Source organism: Nocardioides pyridinolyticus, from assembly GCF_054653575.1.
This window is the reverse complement of sequence record NZ_BAAIFY010000021.1, coordinates 21,303-36,276: the sequence shown is the minus strand read 5'-3', so window position 1 is coordinate 36,276 and position 14,974 is coordinate 21,303. Positions and strand designations below refer to the sequence as shown.

The 14,974-nt window shown below is 70.3% G+C and carries 14 protein-coding genes; 7 read left to right on the top strand and 7 right to left on the bottom strand.

The annotated features are described in order from the left end of the window. Positions 1-4: 4 nt before the first annotated feature. The 3 genes from ACYQ0U_RS16890 (at position 5) to ACYQ0U_RS16880 (ending at position 1,618) form a co-directional block, all read left to right on the top strand. Positions 5-1,009, top strand: coding sequence for a DUF932 domain-containing protein (locus tag ACYQ0U_RS16890; RefSeq protein ID WP_459974992.1), 1,005 nt, complete (start codon positions 5-7; stop codon positions 1,007-1,009). 76 nt (positions 1,010-1,085) lie between these two features. Beyond that, complete coding sequence (locus ACYQ0U_RS16885; protein ID WP_459974990.1) at positions 1,086-1,382, top strand: hypothetical protein; 297 nt, start codon at positions 1,086-1,088, stop codon at positions 1,380-1,382. Continuing rightward, positions 1,379-1,618, top strand: a complete 240-nt coding sequence (locus tag ACYQ0U_RS16880) for a hypothetical protein (protein ID WP_459974988.1) — start codon at positions 1,379-1,381, stop codon at positions 1,616-1,618. The genes ACYQ0U_RS16885 and ACYQ0U_RS16880 overlap by 4 nt, the downstream gene beginning before the upstream one ends. Before the next feature lie 82 nt (positions 1,619-1,700). Here ACYQ0U_RS16880 and ACYQ0U_RS16875 read toward each other — a convergent pair whose 3' ends face one another. Then, the gene (locus ACYQ0U_RS16875) at positions 1,701-1,832 is read right to left on the bottom strand and encodes a hypothetical protein (protein WP_459974986.1); all 132 of its coding nucleotides are present in this window, start codon (positions 1,830-1,832) and stop codon (positions 1,701-1,703) included. A 153-nt stretch (positions 1,833-1,985) separates the two neighbouring features. Here ACYQ0U_RS16875 and ACYQ0U_RS16870 point away from each other — a divergent pair, with 153 nt between their 5' ends. Together ACYQ0U_RS16870 and ACYQ0U_RS16865 are read left to right on the top strand one after the other, a co-directional pair. After that, positions 1,986-2,165: a hypothetical protein gene (locus tag ACYQ0U_RS16870; RefSeq protein WP_459974984.1), complete on the top strand. Its 180-nt coding sequence runs from the start codon at positions 1,986-1,988 to the stop codon at positions 2,163-2,165. Next, positions 2,162-2,506: a hypothetical protein gene (locus ACYQ0U_RS16865; protein WP_459974982.1), complete on the top strand. Its 345-nt coding sequence runs from the start codon at positions 2,162-2,164 to the stop codon at positions 2,504-2,506. The genes ACYQ0U_RS16870 and ACYQ0U_RS16865 overlap by 4 nt, the downstream gene beginning before the upstream one ends. Positions 2,507-2,573: 67 nt before the next feature. On the opposite strand, the gene ACYQ0U_RS16860 is transcribed toward ACYQ0U_RS16865, so the two are convergent. Both ACYQ0U_RS16860 and ACYQ0U_RS16855 read right to left on the bottom strand, forming a co-directional pair. Beyond that, a complete protein-coding gene (locus ACYQ0U_RS16860) occupies positions 2,574-3,101 on the bottom strand; it encodes a hypothetical protein (RefSeq protein WP_459974980.1) in 528 nt (175 codons plus the stop codon). After that, positions 3,079-3,468: a hypothetical protein gene (locus tag ACYQ0U_RS16855; RefSeq protein ID WP_459974978.1), complete on the bottom strand. Its 390-nt coding sequence runs from the start codon at positions 3,466-3,468 to the stop codon at positions 3,079-3,081. Before ACYQ0U_RS16855 ends, ACYQ0U_RS16860 begins: the two co-directional genes overlap by 23 nt. A 311-nt stretch (positions 3,469-3,779) precedes the next feature. Here ACYQ0U_RS16855 and mobF point away from each other — a divergent pair, with 311 nt between their 5' ends. Then, positions 3,780-9,689, top strand: coding sequence for a MobF family relaxase (gene mobF / locus ACYQ0U_RS16850; RefSeq protein WP_459974976.1), 5,910 nt, complete (start codon positions 3,780-3,782; stop codon positions 9,687-9,689). A gap of 466 nt (positions 9,690-10,155) precedes the next feature. Here mobF and ACYQ0U_RS16845 read toward each other — a convergent pair whose 3' ends face one another. Beyond that, a complete protein-coding gene (locus ACYQ0U_RS16845) occupies positions 10,156-10,608 on the bottom strand; it encodes a M48 family metalloprotease (protein WP_459974974.1) in 453 nt (150 codons plus the stop codon). A gap of 97 nt (positions 10,609-10,705) precedes the next feature. Between ACYQ0U_RS16845 and ACYQ0U_RS16840 the strand changes: the two genes are divergently transcribed. Continuing rightward, positions 10,706-11,035: a hypothetical protein gene (locus tag ACYQ0U_RS16840; protein WP_459974972.1), complete on the top strand. Its 330-nt coding sequence runs from the start codon at positions 10,706-10,708 to the stop codon at positions 11,033-11,035. A 171-nt stretch (positions 11,036-11,206) separates the two neighbouring features. Here the strand turns inward: ACYQ0U_RS16840 and ACYQ0U_RS16835 are convergent, their stop codons facing one another. From ACYQ0U_RS16835 to ACYQ0U_RS16825, 3 genes are all read right to left on the bottom strand, one after another. Then, positions 11,207-11,728 (bottom strand): RNA polymerase sigma factor, encoded by a 522-nt coding sequence (locus ACYQ0U_RS16835; RefSeq protein WP_459974970.1) that lies wholly within the window; start codon positions 11,726-11,728, stop codon positions 11,207-11,209. Beyond that, the gene (locus tag ACYQ0U_RS16830; protein ID WP_459974968.1) at positions 11,725-12,333 is read right to left on the bottom strand and encodes a hypothetical protein; all 609 of its coding nucleotides are present in this window, start codon (positions 12,331-12,333) and stop codon (positions 11,725-11,727) included. Before ACYQ0U_RS16830 ends, ACYQ0U_RS16835 begins: the two co-directional genes overlap by 4 nt. A 209-nt stretch (positions 12,334-12,542) precedes the next feature. Beyond that, complete coding sequence (locus ACYQ0U_RS16825; protein WP_459974966.1) at positions 12,543-14,897, bottom strand: tyrosine-type recombinase/integrase; 2,355 nt, start codon at positions 14,895-14,897, stop codon at positions 12,543-12,545. Between the last annotated feature and the right edge of the window lie 77 nt (positions 14,898-14,974).

Sequence of the window (14,974 nt, the reverse complement as noted above, 5' to 3'; positions counted from 1 at the left end):
CGACATGGCCCACGAGATCGAGACCCACGGCACGCAGGCAGCAGCAGTCTTCGCCCGCAACGACGCATGGCACCGCCTGGGCACCACCGTCCGCGACCGCGCGTTCACCGCCGAGGAGGCCATGAGGCTCGGCCACCTGGGCGGCTGGGACGTCCGCAAGTTGCCGCTCACCACCGCCGAGGTCAGCGAGGGCGGCGTCACCGCGATCGAGGTCCCCGGCTTCGCCACGGTGCGCACCAACCCGTTCACCGGAGCGCCCAAGGCGCTCGGCGTCGTCGGCGGCGGCTACACCCCGCTGCAGAACGAGGACCACGCCGAGTTCCTGAACCTGCTGGCCGACGAGTCGGGCGCGATCTTCGACACCGCCGGGTCGCTGCGCGGCGTACGGCAGGTGTTCATCACCATGCAGCTGCCGGACTCGCTCACGGTCGGCGGCACCGACCGCGTCGACCTCAACATCGCCGCGCTCAACAGCCACGACGGCTCCAGCGCGTTCCGCATCCTCGTCACCCCGGTCCGCGTCGTGTGCGCGAACACCCAGAGCGCGGCCCTGCGCAACCACGAGTCGTCGTTCTCGATCCGGCACACCCGCAACGCCAAGGCCGCCGTGCAGGCCGCCCGCGACGCGCTCGGGCTCACGTTCACCTACGTCGACGCGTTCCAGGTCGAGGCCGAGCGGCTGATCCAGCAGACCATGACCGACGCCGCGTTCGACGCCCTGATCGACGCCACGTTCGGCAAGGCCGAAGCGAACGCCACCAAGCGAGTCCGCGAGACCGAGCGCCGTCGCCGCTCCCGGCTGCACTGGCTGTTCGCCGACGCCGAGACGCAGGCCGGCATCCGCGACACCGCGTGGGCCGGCTACCAGGCCGTGGCGGAGTACGTCGACCACTACGCCCCGGTCCGCACCAAGGGCGACGAGCACACCGCCCGCGCCACGCGGGTGCTCACCAGCGACGACCCCGACCGGATCAAGCGCCGCGCCTGGACCGCGCTCGCCCCGGCCTGACCGTCCCGCCAGTTCCTCCGGTGGCGGGCTGAGACCCAGAGTCCGGCCCGCCACCGGCCCAACCGAAGGAGGAGCCATGACCGACACGACCACCCACGCCAGCGCCGCACCGACGACGCCCGACAGCACGCCGGTGGAGTGGCACACCGTGGACGCCGACGACCGCTGGCCCGGTCGCTGGACCGCGCACACCGCCAGCGTCCACGCGCACGGGCGCATCTACCTGATCCGGATCACGCCCGGTGACCACGCGACCTACCTCGCGCCGGGGTTCTACGCCGACATCGACGGCGGCTACGGGCAGCACTGGGGGATGCGCACCGGCACGCTCGACGAGGCCAAGCGCCGCGCAGCCGAGGACGTTCTGCGATGAGCCAGCCGACCGCCACCGCCGCCGACATCGAGGCCAGCGCCGCCAAGGATCGGCACACCCTCAGCGAAACGGCCTGCGACCTGATCGTCATCAAGCACCGGCTGCGCGACGTACGCCGCTGGACCCCCGAGACCGCCCGCGCCCACCTGGACGCGGCCCTGTCCAGCCTCGCCACGGCGCTGGACGCCCTGCACGCCGAGCACACCCACCGCACCACCGAACAGGAGCAGTCATGACCAACCACGACGCAGCTTCAACCACGACGGTGATCAGCGAGCGCGATCAGCGACGCATCCGAGCCGCCATGTCCGCGATGCCCTACGCCGCCACCCAGCGGGTGCCCAAGCCGTGGGTGGCCATGGGCGATGCCGTCGACGCCGACGCCGTCGTGGCCTTCCTGGAGGGCTCGCGGAAGTCCTGGGCGAGGTCGCCGCCGAGAGCGACAAGCACCGGCGCCGCCTGTTCTCCCTCGAGGCCGACGTGGAGGCGTTCCGCCGCGTCATCGGCACCGCACCCGCCGAGGTGACCCCGTGAGCGCGCACATCGACTGGCTGGCAGCCCGAGAGACCAGCGTCCAGGTGTTCACCCCCCGGCGAGGACTGGGTGGGTGCCGGTGAGCACCGCCAGCCGGTCCTGACGCTGGCCGGTGACGATGTGGTGGCGATCCAGGGCACGCCCGCCGAGTTGCGGGCGCTGGCCGCCCGGATCACCGCCGTGGCGACCGCCGCATCCGGGCGGCTCGACCTCGCCGCCGCGACCGCGCGGGAGGACCAGCCAGCATGAGCGACGACGCCACGCTCCGCGCCCTGGAGGCCCGCGCCACCCCCGGCCCGTGGACTCCGGACGGTGACAAGATCCGCGCCGCCGCCGCCCTGATTCCCGACAACATCCTCGTGGCCTACTACACCGGGCACGACCACCGGCTCGGCCTCAAGACCACCGGCCACGCCGCCGATGTCGAGTTCATCGCCGCCGCCCGTGACGCACTCCCCGACCGGCTCGACCGACTCGACCGCATCCGCGACCTGCACGCCAAGTGGGGCGAGCAGTCACCCGAGGACGCTGACGGCTACCTCGACCTGTGGGAGACGCTCGGTCGACTCCTCGACGGGGAGCCCGCCTGACCCGCAACAGCCAGAAGGCCGCCCGTAGCGCTCTCCGCTACGGGCGGCCTTCTGCGTCGGCCCAGCCTCACCACAGCGTCAGTTGCTCGCCCAGCAGTTCCTGGAGCCGCGCGAGGTCGTCGGCCACCAGCTGCGGGTCCTCACGCGCCAGGTCGCGCAGTTCCCGCGCCCGCCGATGCGGCCCGCGCGGGTCGGCCAACGGGCTATAGGGCAGTCGCCGCTGGACAGCCCACTCCTGCCGGTTCTTGCGCGCCGTCGAGACCACGACGTGTTCCGGTGCGATCCGCTGGCACAGCGGGTTGTGACAGCGGTGCCCGAGCAGCCGCGCCTCTTCGAGCGCGTCCACGCCGTGCATGACCGCCAACGCGAACCGGTGCGCGATGATCACCCGCCCCGGCGCGTACCAGAAACGGCCATGGCCACCGCCGTCGGTGCGCTCGCGCTCGGACCGGCCCGACACCGCTCCGGTCCACCACAGGCACTCACTGCCCGGCACCGTGGCGACCTTCGCCCGATACCGCGCGAGGACCGCCGGATCAGCGATCGCGGCCGCGACCGCCGCGAGGCCGGCGTCATCCAGCCGCCGAACCGGCACCCGCTCCCCCGCTCCCGGCCGCCTGCGCGCCGTCACCCTCGCCGCCCTGCTCGCGGCCGCCGTCGTCGGCCTGGGGCTCGTTAGCGAGCCGCCGCAGCCGCGTCGCCTCGCGCACCGTCACCGTCTCGCCGCACCACTCGACGGCCTCGCCCAGCGACAGGCCCTCAGCCTCGGTCAACTCCCGCAGCGCCTCACCGGCGCGCTTCTCGGTCTCTGCCACCGCCGCGTCACGCTCACCGATCGCGACCATGACCTGCTCGGCCAGGTCGATCACCCGGCGCTCCCGCTCCTCGCGTTCCTTGCGCCGCTTCTCGGCCATCTCCCGCGCCGTACGCCGCGCCTGCTGCTTGATCGTCTGCTGACTCATCCGGTCCTCACTCGTGTCGACATGGACTCTGACAGTCACCTACGACATTTCCCCGAGCCCGAGCGATCACCGAACCCCAGAAACCTTCAAACCCGCTCCCCCTCGACCCATCCAGCCCAGCTGATCCCCGGCGGCCCGAACCCGACGCCCCAGCCGTCACCCACGCCCCTCAGCGTCCCCCCAGATTTCCGCGACCCCCCAAGTGCCACACACCTCTTGCATTCTCGGTTCGCCGAATAGAAAGAACACAGCAAAAATCCGGCCGGAAGTGATCGCACAGCACGCCCGCGCGCACGTAGGTGACCGTGACGATGAGCCTCCACAAGCTGACGGCGGGGTCGGGGTACGACTACCTGACCCGCCAGGTCGCAGCGATGGACGCCACGGACAAGGGCCACACCGGCCTCGCGAGCTACTACACCGAGAAGGGCGAGACACCCGGCGTGTGGGTCGGCTCCGGCATGGAGGGACTCGAAGGGCTCGACGCCGGCGACGTCGTCACGGCTGACCACATGCAGAGCCTGTTCGGCTCCGGTCACCACCCGCTGGCCACCCAGCGGACCAAGGACCTAGACCTGCGCATCGGCCGCGACGGCGTCGACCGGCCGACCGACGCGGACTACAAGACGGCCCGCCAGCTCGGCACGCCGTACAAGGTCTACGAGAACGACATCAGCCCGTTCCGGATCGAGGTCGCCAAGCGCATCGCGGCCCTTAACGAGGCCGCCGGCCTGCCGGGTGACTGGCCGGTCCCCGCGGCCGACCGGGCCAAGGTCCGCACCGAGGTCGGCACCGAGTTCTTCCGTGCTGAGCACGGCCGCGAACCCGCCGACGCACGCGAGCTGGCCGCCGCGATCGCCAAGCACTCCCGACCGAAGACCAACGCGGTGGCCGGCTACGACCTGACCTTCTCCCCGGTCAAGAGCGTCTCGGTGCTGTGGGCGATCTCCGACCCGAAGACCGCCGCGGTGATCGAGCGGGCCCACCAGGCGGCGATCAAGGACGCGCTGGGCTTCATCGAGTCCAAGGCACTGTTCACCCGCCGGGGCACAAACGGCGTCCGCCAGGTCGACGTCCGCGGCCTGGTCGCCACGGCGTTCACCCACCGCGACTCCCGCGCGGGAGACCCTGACTTGCATACGCACGTCGCCGTGGCTAACAAGGTCCAGACGCTCGACGGCAAGTGGCTGGCCATCGATGGCCGGCCACTGCACAAGGCGGTGGTCTCGGCCTCGGAGACCTACAACACCGCGCTCGAGCGGCACCTGGTCGACGCCCTCGGCGTGCGGTTTGAGGAGCGGCCGAACGAGGACGCCCGCAAACGGCCGGTGCGCGAGATCGTCGGCGTCGACCCCGAGCTGAACCGCCGCTTCTCTAAGCGCCGCGCCAGCGTCGAGGACCGCCGCAAGGTCCTCGCGGCCGCGTTCCAGGCCACCCACGGCCGCCCGCCGACGCCGGTGGAGACCATCCAGCTGTCCCAGCAGGCGACGCTGGAGACCCGCGAGGCCAAGCACGAGCCGCGCTCGCTGGCCGAGCAGCGCGAGACCTGGAGCCGTGAGGCCATCGAGGTGCTGGGTACCCCTCAGCGGGTCAAGCAGATGGTCCACGGCGCACTGAACCCGAAAGGCGCAGCGCGGTCGCTGGCCGACTCGGCCTGGTTCGCCAAGACCTCCGACCGGATCGTGGCGACGATGGAGGGCGGTCGCAGCACCTGGCAGTTCTGGCACGTCTACGCCGAGGCCCAGCGGCAGGTCCGGGGCGCCAACGTGCCCACCAACCAGGTCTCCCGGGTCGTCGACCTGCTCGTCAGCGAGGTCCTCGACGGCCGCTCGGTGAGCATGGCTCGACCCTGGGACGCCTTCAGCGAGCCGGTCGAGCTGCGGCGCGCGGACGGGGCCTCGGTCTATACCCAGAGCGGCGCCGAGCTGTTCACCTCGGGCAAGGTCCTGGCCGCCGAGCAGCGCCTGGTCGAGGTCGCCGGCCGGCACGACGGGTACGCCGTCACGACCGACTCGGTCGACCTGGCGCTGCTCGAGTCGACCGCCAACGGCATCACCCTCAACGCCGGACAGGCCACGCTGGTCCGCGAGATGGCCACCTCCGGTGCCCGGCTGCAGCTGGCGATCGCGCCCGCCGGATCCGGCAAGACCACCGCGATGCGAGCCTTGGCCAGCGCCTGGGCTGATGGCGGCGGCACCATCATCGGCCTGGCTCCCTCAGCGGCGGCCGCGGACGCCCTGCACTCCCAAATCGACACCCAGACCGACACCCTTGCCAAGCTGACCCACTCGCTCGAGCAGGCCCGCGAGTCCGGCGCCGCGATGCCCGCCTGGGTCGCCGGCATCGACTCCTCCACCCTCGTGGTCATCGACGAGGCCGGGATGGCCGACACCCTCTCGCTGGACGCGGCGGTCTCCTACATCCTCGAGCGCGGCGGCAGCGTCCGACTGATCGGCGACGACCAGCAGCTCTCCGCGATCGGCGCCGGCGGCGTGCTGCGCGACATCCGCGCCACCCACGGGGCACTGCAACTGACCGAGCTCGTCCGGTTCAAGGACCCCGCCGAGGGCGCCGCCTCGCTCGCGCTGCGCGAGGGCAAGCCCGAGTCTCTCGGCTTCTACCTCGACCGCGACCGCGTCCACGTAGGCGACCTGGGCACCATGACCGAGGACGTCTTCGCGGCCTGGCAGGCCGACCGTGCCGCCGGCCTGGACTCGATCATGCTCGCCCCCACGCGCGACCTGGTCAGCGAGCTGAACCAGCAGGCCCGCGCCCACCGGCTCGAAGGAATCGACCCGGCCGACGTTGCCGCCAGCGGGCCGGTCCGCCGGCTCGCCGACGGCAACGAGGCCTCAATCGGCGAACTGATCATCACCCGCGAGAACGACCGTCGCCTGCGTACTTCGGCCACCGACTGGGTCAAGAACGGCGACCGCTGGAACGTGCTGGAGATCCACGACGGCGGCGACCTGACCGTCCAGCACACCCAGCACGGCCGCACCGTGCGGCTGCCCGCTGACTACGTCGCCCGATCCTCCGAGCTCGGCTACGCGTGCACCGTGCACACCTCCCAGGGCGTCACCGCCGACACGATGCACGGCCTGGCCACCGGCAGCGAGTCGCGCCAGCAGCTCTACACGATGATGACCCGCGGCGCGCACGCGAACCACGTCTACCTCGAGGTCGTCGGCGACGGCGACCCGCACTCGGTGATCCACCCGACGCTGGTCCGGCCGCTCACGCCGACCGACATCCTCGAGTCGATGCTGGCGCGCGACGACACGCAGCGGTCCGCGACCAGCCTGCTGCGCGAGCAGGCCGATCCGGCCACCCGGCTCGGCGAGGCCGCACAGCGCTACCTCGACAGCCTCTACGTCGCCGCGGAGGACCTCCTGCGCCATGACCACGTCGGCCAGGACGCCAGCGGCGCCCCAATCAACGTGGTCGACGCCCTGGACAACGCGGTCGAAACGCTCGTCCCCGGGCTCTCGGAGGAGGCCGCCTGGCCGACCTTGCGTGCCCATCTGCTGCTGCTCGGCGCGGCCGGCGAGAACCCCGTGGACGCGCTTCGGGCGGCCGCCGGCGACCGGGAGCTGGAGACCGCGCACGACCGCGCCGCGGTCCTCGACTGGCGCCTGGACGCCTCCGGCCTGCGCAACGCCGGCGCAGGGCCGCTGCCGTGGATGCCCGCGGTCCCGGCCCGCCTGGCTGAGGACCCGCACTGGGGCGCCTACCTCTCCCGGCGCATTCACCTGGTCCAGCAGCTCGCCGACCAGGTCCGAACGCGGGCGACTGACCAGGCAGCACTGCCGGCGTGGGCACAGAACGGCCTCCGGCCCGAGGCCGCCACGGTTGCCAACGTCGAGGTTTGGCGGGCCGCCATGCAGGTCCCGGTCGACGACCGGCGACCGACCGGTGCGCCGCAGCTGCAGAAGGCCTCCGCGACTTGGCAGCGACGGCTCAACCGCGCCGTCACCGGCGACCACACGCCGGCGCTCAAGGAATGGCGCCAGCTGCTCTCCTCGCTGGCCCCACAGGTCCGCGACGACGAGTTCACTCCGCTGCTCGCCGAGCGGCTCGCCGCGATGTCCCGCGCGGGCGTCACCGCCCACGAGCTGCTGCGCACCGCCACCGCGGCCGATCACCCGGCCGGGCCGCTGCCCGATGAGCACGCCGCGGCGGCCGTGTGGTGGCGCATGGCCCGTCAGCTCACCCCGGCCGTTGCCTCCCAGATCGGCGACGGTTCCCACGGTGACAGCGTCACCGCCCAGTGGACTCCGCGGCTCGCGGATCTGTTCGGTCCCGAGCGCGCCGCGAGCATCCAGGCCAGCACCTGGTGGCCCGCGCTCGTCGCGAACGTGGACCACGGCTTGCAGCGCGGCTGGCAGGTCGAGGCTCTGCTGGGTGCCGGGCGGGCGATGCCGAGCGACGGCTGGGAGGGCGTCGACGAGTGCCAGGCGCTGGTCTGGCGGACCTCGATCGCGCTGGAGACCGCTCCCGACGAGCACGCGCACGAGTACCACTTCGACGAGCCGCCCGCAGACCTGTGGGACGGGATCGAGCCGGACCCGGCGACGCTCGTCGACCACGCCGCAGACCCCGACTGGGCCGACTGGCCGCTCGCCGAGGACCCCGGCCCGTACGACGAGCTCGCGGCCGACGAGCACGTGGTCGACGCCGTCGCTGGCGACCTGGTCGACGTCGACGTGGACCAGTTCGTCGAGCCCGACCTGACGCTGGCCGCCTACATCCGCGACCTCGGCGGCAGCCGACTGGAGCCCACCGACGCCGACCTCCGGGTCATGTACCAGCGGGCCGACGAGTGGCACTCCTCTCCCGTCTCGCGTGAGCGCATGCTCGAGATCAACGACATGGCACGGGCCTTCTTCGAGGCCCGGTTCACCGACTCGTGGGGCCGCGAGTACCTCACCGGACGGTTCGGCATCGACCTCGCCGGCGACGAGCGGTTCCGTCCCGGTCAGGCGCCAGCCGGGTGGACCAACCTGGTCGACCACCTGCGCGGCCACGGTGTCAGCGACGCCGAGATGGTGGCCACCGGCGTCGCCACCGAGGCCCGCACCGGTCGCCTCATCGACCGGTTCCGCGACCGGGTGATGTTCCCGGTGATCCACCAGGGCGAAGTGCTCGGCTTCGTCGGCCGCCGCCGACCCGACCTGACCGACGCCGACAAGGGCGGCCCGAAGTACCTCAATACAGCCGACACCCCGCTGTTCCACAAGGGCGCCCAGCTATTCGGTGTCGTCGACGAACTGCTCGCCGAGGGTGCGGTCCCAGTGATCGTCGAGGGCCCGATGGACGCCGTGGCGGTCACGCTGGCCAGCGCCGGCCTCTACCTCGGCGTGGCGCCGCTCGGCACGTCACTGACCGATGAGCAGGCCGCCCAGCTGGCTGCCGTCGGCCGCGACCCGATCGTGGCCACCGACGCCGACCTCGCTGGCCAGGTCGCGGCCGAGCGGGACTTCTGGATGCTTACCCCGCACGGCCTCGACCCCGGCTTCGCGCGGTTCCCCGACGGCCTCGACCCCGCCGACCTGCTCGCCCAGCGCGGGCCCGCCGCGCTCACTGCCGCGGTGGCCAGCGGCCAGCCCGCCTTCCGCTCGCTCGGTGACCAATTGCTCACCGAGCGGCTGGACAACCTCGCCCCGGAGAAGGCACATCTGGCCGCCATGCGGGTCATCTCGGCACGTCCCAGCCGCGCCTGGGAGCCGGGCGTCAACCAGGTCCGGGCCCGGCTGCAGCTCTCCCAGTTGCAGGCGCGACGCGACCTGGGCGACGCGATCAAGAGCTGGGATGCCGACCCGCGGAAGGCGGCACTGGCCGAGCTCCACAAGAGCAGCGAGGTTCGCGGACGGCTCTCGGCCGCGGCAGAGAAGACCCTGGCCGAGCGGTGGGCCACCTTGGCTCTCGAGCTCGACCCGCGGCTGCTCGAGCAGGGCGACTGGCCGGCCACCGCCGCGATGTTGCAGCAGGCCCACGAGCAGGGTCACGACGTCGGCGCCGCCACGCGCGGCCTGGTCGCTGAGCAGCCCCTGGGCGACAGCCCTGCGCGTGACCTGCGCTACCGGATCGTGTCCCGCCTCGAGATCCCGATCGACACCGGCGGAGGCACCCCGGCGCCAACCCAGTCGCCGGGCGTGGCACGAGATCGGCAGGACGTGAACCGTCCGCGGCCGCCCCGCCGCGGTACCCCACGCCGCTGAGCCGCTCCGGAAGCCCGCAGGCTGGCGTCACGGTAAGACCAGCTGAACGATCCTGTGGTCGCGGTGACAGCGGCCTCCGCAGCCGGTCTCGTCGATCAACGTCTTGGCCTCCAACGCACTATCAGCCGTCTGGTGCAGGGACACGGCTCCGTGCCGGTACCTGACAGGCCCAGAAGGTCTGCACGCCACCAACGCGATAGCTCCTTCGCCGGAGACCCACGGAGCGTCGTTCCAGATGCACTTCGCCATCGTCAGATAGGTCCTGTGCTTACGTGAGCAATTGTGCTGCCGCCAAACTGGTCCCTGATCGGTTGGAGTCACGATCGTCATCCTCACGCAGCGAAGAAGCCAGGGTCTACCCAGGCCGCGGCCGACCGGATGGACTACGTCGGCTGCCAGCCGCTGAATGGGCCAACGAGGTCGGCCCGGCTGCTACCAGAGGTGTTTCGCCGCCGCGTTCGAGACGTCACCCAAGGCGACGGCGCATGGCTGCGAGCCGCGCCTGCGGCTCGGGGTGGGTTGCGAACCACCGCCGCTCCAGAGGCGACCATGCGGGGCCGCCGTCGGGCGTCGGCCGCGCCAGGCTTTTCTCGTAGAACCGCATCAGCTCGGCGGCCGCGTCCAGGTCGCGAGTCAGGTCGATGGCGAAGAGATCGGCGGCGGCCTCCTCGCGTCGGTCGAAGGTGAAGCGGAGACCGAGAAACGCCACGGCCGCACTCATCGTGGCCAGCAACGAGGGGCCGGCCAGCTGGGGCGAGGCCGCAAGAGCAGCTGCAGTGAGACCAGCGCCTGCCAACACGAGGAGTAGGTAACCGACCAGCCACGAGTACCGCGCCGCGGCCGAACTGCGTTCGCGGCGGATGACGTGGCCGAGCTCTTTTCTGCACCAAGGCAATCGGGGCATGCGTTCGTTGGTCATGCTGCTCAGGTGTACCTCGCGGACCGCCCGGCCCTGACGGATTGAACGCTGCTCTTCGCGATGGACACTAACGTCTCGGACGGTCATCGTTGGCTCCATGGGTGGTGAGCGCAAACCTGGCAACGGTGGTCGCGAGCATTCTGCTGCTATGCCAAGCGTGTATCGGGACGCCGAAAGCCAACCGGATGCGGACAACGTAAGGACATTCGATCTTGAGGTCGACGGGGAGCAGTTCGCCGTTCGCGTGGTGGTAGACCCCGCGAACGGCTACACGGACACGGACTACACATGGCTGAGCGGCCCGAACAAGGGGTACGGGTTCGGCACCGGAGGGCCGCCGAACCCGTCACTGGAGGAGCACCAGCAAAGGATCCGTGACTTCCTCGCCATGGTGGACGCCACTACGGGCTACATCAAGGATGACTGAGGCCCCGGCCCAGCCTCCCAACATCAAGTGCGCGCTCATCGCGGTTGGGTGAGTTCCCTGTACGCGGCATGCCCGCGCGGGTGCCGCGAGGACCGATAGGAATCCGCCAAGGGTTGGCGCGGCGGCGAGCGGGCAAGGCCAGCGACTTGAGCTTGCCGCCTTTCTTGCCCGCTACGGCTTGGGCTCGGTACCGATGCTGCTGACCCAATCAAGCTGGGCACGGAGAGTCGCGCGCGCTCGGGAGTAACGGCTGCGGATGGTCCCGGCAGGCTTGCCGACGATGCGTGCAGCATCTTCTTGGGAGAACCCCTCCCAGTGGATGAGGCGAATGATCTCGCGATCCAGTGGAACGAGGCGTTCAAGTGCTGCGTGCAGCGCCTCGTGCGCACTCGGGGGAGGTGTGAGGTTCTCGGCGGCGACCTCGTCCCGGAGCTTCTCGATCAGAGCGGTCCGACGCCGCCCTGCTCGACGACCCGTTGCCAGAGTCTTTCGCGCGACCCCGAAGGCCCAAAGCCGCGCTTCCTGCGTGTCGCTGGGGACGACCTCGGGCCGACGTGCGATCACTAACAGCGTGTCGCCGAGCAGGTCCGCCGCGTCTTCAGGAACATCCACGCGGCGTAGGAAGTAGTTGAGAATATCGGGTGCTAGGTCTTCGACGATCCGCTCGATGGCAGCGGGGCTCGGGCCGGTCAACGCTGACCGTCCGGGTACTCACACCGCGTGGTGGCGCCGTGGATACTCGGAATGCCGTCGCTCGCGCGCAGCTTCAGGCCGGGAATCGATTCAAGGGCTTCCGCATAGACGGCCTCGTTGACCCGCTCCGACCAGAGCGGCTCGGGCCCGTTCTGCGTCTTGCGGTTCGCGGCGGGAAGGCTGTCATAGGTCCGCTGGCCGAACCCATCCCACTTAGGACTGCTGCTCATCGCATTGAGGGCGTCGCGCTGCGCCTGAGTGACGTCGGTGAACTCCACGTAGAGGTCGCAATCGAGAACCGTGCCCTTGTCGGTCGTGTAATCAACCGAGATCGGCTCCAACACGCGCTCGACTCCAGGCTCGGTCTCCACGAACGGCGGGATGGACAGCTGGTAGGCGCCGTACGTGGTCGCCGCGGAAAGGGCGACAGCACCGATACCGACTGGAACGAGCATGCCCCGGCGCAGCCAGCGACGCGACAGCTTCGACTTCTCCGTGCCCTGGTCGATTGCCTCAGCAGCGACGAGTCGGGCCAGGGCAGCCGACGGTGCCGTCGCGTCCTTCCGTGCATCTGCAAGCAGTAGATCCAGATCGTGCTCGTTCATTGTGACTCCGTTCGTCGGATTGATCATCCTTCAACCCGTACATGGCCCGCACGGCCCCAAGTGCTGCATGAGGACCAAAGTTTCGCCTTCGTTGACGCCCGACTATCGGACAGAGTCGGACGCTTCGCGCCTCGCCTGGGGCTGCTGATGGCTCCGTGCCACGAACATCCAAACGTAGCGGTTACGCGCTCCCAACGAGCACAACGCCGTCAGGACTCCCGTGCGGCGTTGGGCCGGGGCGGGAAGATCGGCATGCCGAGGTTGGTCGCGGTGCGCTGCATCTGGGTGAGCTTCTGCTCGGCGGCGGCGAGGCTGGTCCGCAGGCCGTCGACTTCGCCGAGCCAGCCCCGTCCAACGGCCTCGGCGACACGTTCTTCGAGGCTGTCGATGATGCCCTGGAGCCGTTCGTGCTGATCGGGATCCGGTCTGAGCATCGGGCAGCGGATGCAGGCGTGTTCGTGTTGGCACCCGGAGCCGTAGGCACGCCCGCAGGTGCCGAGCTCGAGCTTGCGTTGGGCGAAGTGGCCGAGGAACTCGTCCCACTCGCTGTCGGTGGGCTCGCGGTACTCCTGCGATGGTCGAAGTGCCCGCCGACGGGTGATGTAGGCGCGGTGGTGGTCGATCACGTCGTGGTCGTAAACCGCGACGTAGGTCTGGGTGGTCGCGATCGAGTCGTGGCCGAGGATCTTGGCGGTGATGTGCACGGGCAGCCCGGACGCGACGGCCTCGGTTGCGAAGATCCTCCGAAAGTCGTGCGGGCTGAACTTGGCCGGTGTGCCGTCGGTGTTGGTGATCCTCGCGCTGGTGACCAGCTCATCGAGCAGTTTGACGGCGTAGGTGGAGTTGATCGCGATCCTGCCTGTGCCCCATGGCCGTTGGAACAGGAACGGAAGCTCCGGGCTGTGGACGCGTTCGGCGCTGTCGTAGCGGCTGACCAGCGGCAACCGCTCTTTGTCGCCGCGGACATGGGAGATGATCTCGGCGAAAGCCACCGCGAGCTCGGGGCCGATGACCAAGAGCCGTTCCTTGTCGGTCTTGGACGGAGTGATCTGCAGCATCGGGATCACCTCACCGGTCGACGGCAGCCGATAGGACACGAAGGAGCGGTGGGTGATCTCGAGGACCTCCTCGATCCTTGCTCCGGTGTGACGCAGGACCTCGACCAGCGCCCACACCCAGAACGCCCGGTCGGCCTCAAGGCTCAGGTTTCTCCGGTTGTCCTGCGGCCGGTCGCTCGTGCGATTGCGCACCGGAGTATCGACGTACACATGCCCACGACTGACCCTCGTGCCCGTGCTCGCGCTGTCGATCAGGGAGGCCCGACGCAACATCCGCCCGGCCACGGTGAACGACTCGCCGGGCGGACTCGCGGAGGCGGTATCGAGCAGTTCCTTGGCCGCGGCTCGGTTGTCGCTGGCTGCGTCGACGAGCCGCGGAAGCAGCGGCGCCAGTTCCCGGATGCGCTGGTGCGTCCGTGACCGCGACTGCTTGAGCATCTTGGTCATACCTGCCAGGTCCCTGGAGTCGACCGGCGAAGGCGCCGCCCACGCCGCCCAGCGGACCGGGTCCTCCAGCGCCCAGTGGGACAGGTCCGCATAGAAGGCACGAACGGCCATGAGGATCGCGTACGGGTCCTCGCGCTTCTTCCCGACGCGGTTGCTGCCGTACAGAACCGGACCGCTGAGCCTCGTCTTCCACCGGCGAGCAACCTCGTCGGACAGGTGTAGAGAGTCGATGCCGGGCTCGTGGATCTCCAGGTCGCGCCAGAACAGCAGCACGAGTTTGGCCGCCAGATAGCGAATGGAGTTGTAGTCCATCGCGGGACGGCGCTCATAGAGGTACGCGATGAACAGCTCCCTGACCGGGTGGCACACGACGTCGTAGCGGTCGACCATCTCCTCAATCGTCAGCTGTCCTCGCCGGGACGCAGCGAAGATGGTCGGCGGGCTGTCGGCCGGCAGGATCGCGGCCTCCCGGAGCAGCGTGTACCAGCGTGGATGGGACCGGCCACGGTAGCCATCTTGGGCACGGTGGGCCTCGATGCAGTCCTGCAGGGAGATGCCGGCCAACGTGCCGCCGTTGTGGACCAGCATCCTGGTGAGCTGGTTCAAGGCTTGGCGACGGTCGCTCGGCAGCATCCGTGTATCCGCGTCGCACAGGCCCGCGATGTTGGCGAACCCCAGGGGATCACGCAGCGCCCGCAGCTGTTCGTAGAGCCTGGGTGTGGCGTGCGTGGCGTAGAGCCAGGCGTAGTCGGGCCGGATCACGTCCATCAGCAGGAGCCGGCCCGCCGCAGCGACGAGATGCCCGTGCTTGTCGGGCTCGCAGGCCAGGGTGGGCCACTCCTTCCCGGCCGCGTCCGCGCCTGAGGCGTGCCAACGTTGCTGCCACGACTCCCCGGGGAACCTCAGCAGCCACCCAAGCAGGGTTTCCGCGAACAGCACCTGGCTGCGGACCTGCTTCGGCGAGGTGGTGCCGTTCGCGGACTCCAGGTCGCGGACCGCGTCGAGCACCTCCTCGTAGCTCATCTGGGAGGCGGCCCACACGGTCGGTCGGGCGATCACCGGGGTCGGCAGCTGCGGGGTCGATGCCTTGGGGCGTAGGGCGCCATTGTCGGCGGGGGCGTGGCGCGATGGACGCG

Coding starts and splice junctions, on each gene's coding strand:
- ACYQ0U_RS16890 (WP_459974992.1), top strand. CDS start 5: ATGGCCCACGAGATCGAGACCCACGGCACGCAGGCAGCAGCAGTCTTC.
- ACYQ0U_RS16885 (WP_459974990.1), top strand. CDS start 1,086: ATGACCGACACGACCACCCACGCCAGCGCCGCACCGACGACGCCCGAC.
- ACYQ0U_RS16880 (WP_459974988.1), top strand. CDS start 1,379: ATGAGCCAGCCGACCGCCACCGCCGCCGACATCGAGGCCAGCGCCGCC.
- ACYQ0U_RS16865 (WP_459974982.1), top strand. CDS start 2,162: ATGAGCGACGACGCCACGCTCCGCGCCCTGGAGGCCCGCGCCACCCCC.
- ACYQ0U_RS16855 (WP_459974978.1), bottom strand. CDS start 3,468: ATGAGTCAGCAGACGATCAAGCAGCAGGCGCGGCGTACGGCGCGGGAG.
- mobF (WP_459974976.1), top strand. CDS start 3,780: ATGAGCCTCCACAAGCTGACGGCGGGGTCGGGGTACGACTACCTGACC.
- ACYQ0U_RS16845 (WP_459974974.1), bottom strand. CDS start 10,608: ATGACCAACGAACGCATGCCCCGATTGCCTTGGTGCAGAAAAGAGCTC.
- ACYQ0U_RS16840 (WP_459974972.1), top strand. CDS start 10,706: ATGGGTGGTGAGCGCAAACCTGGCAACGGTGGTCGCGAGCATTCTGCT.
- ACYQ0U_RS16830 (WP_459974968.1), bottom strand. CDS start 12,333: ATGAACGAGCACGATCTGGATCTACTGCTTGCAGATGCACGGAAGGAC.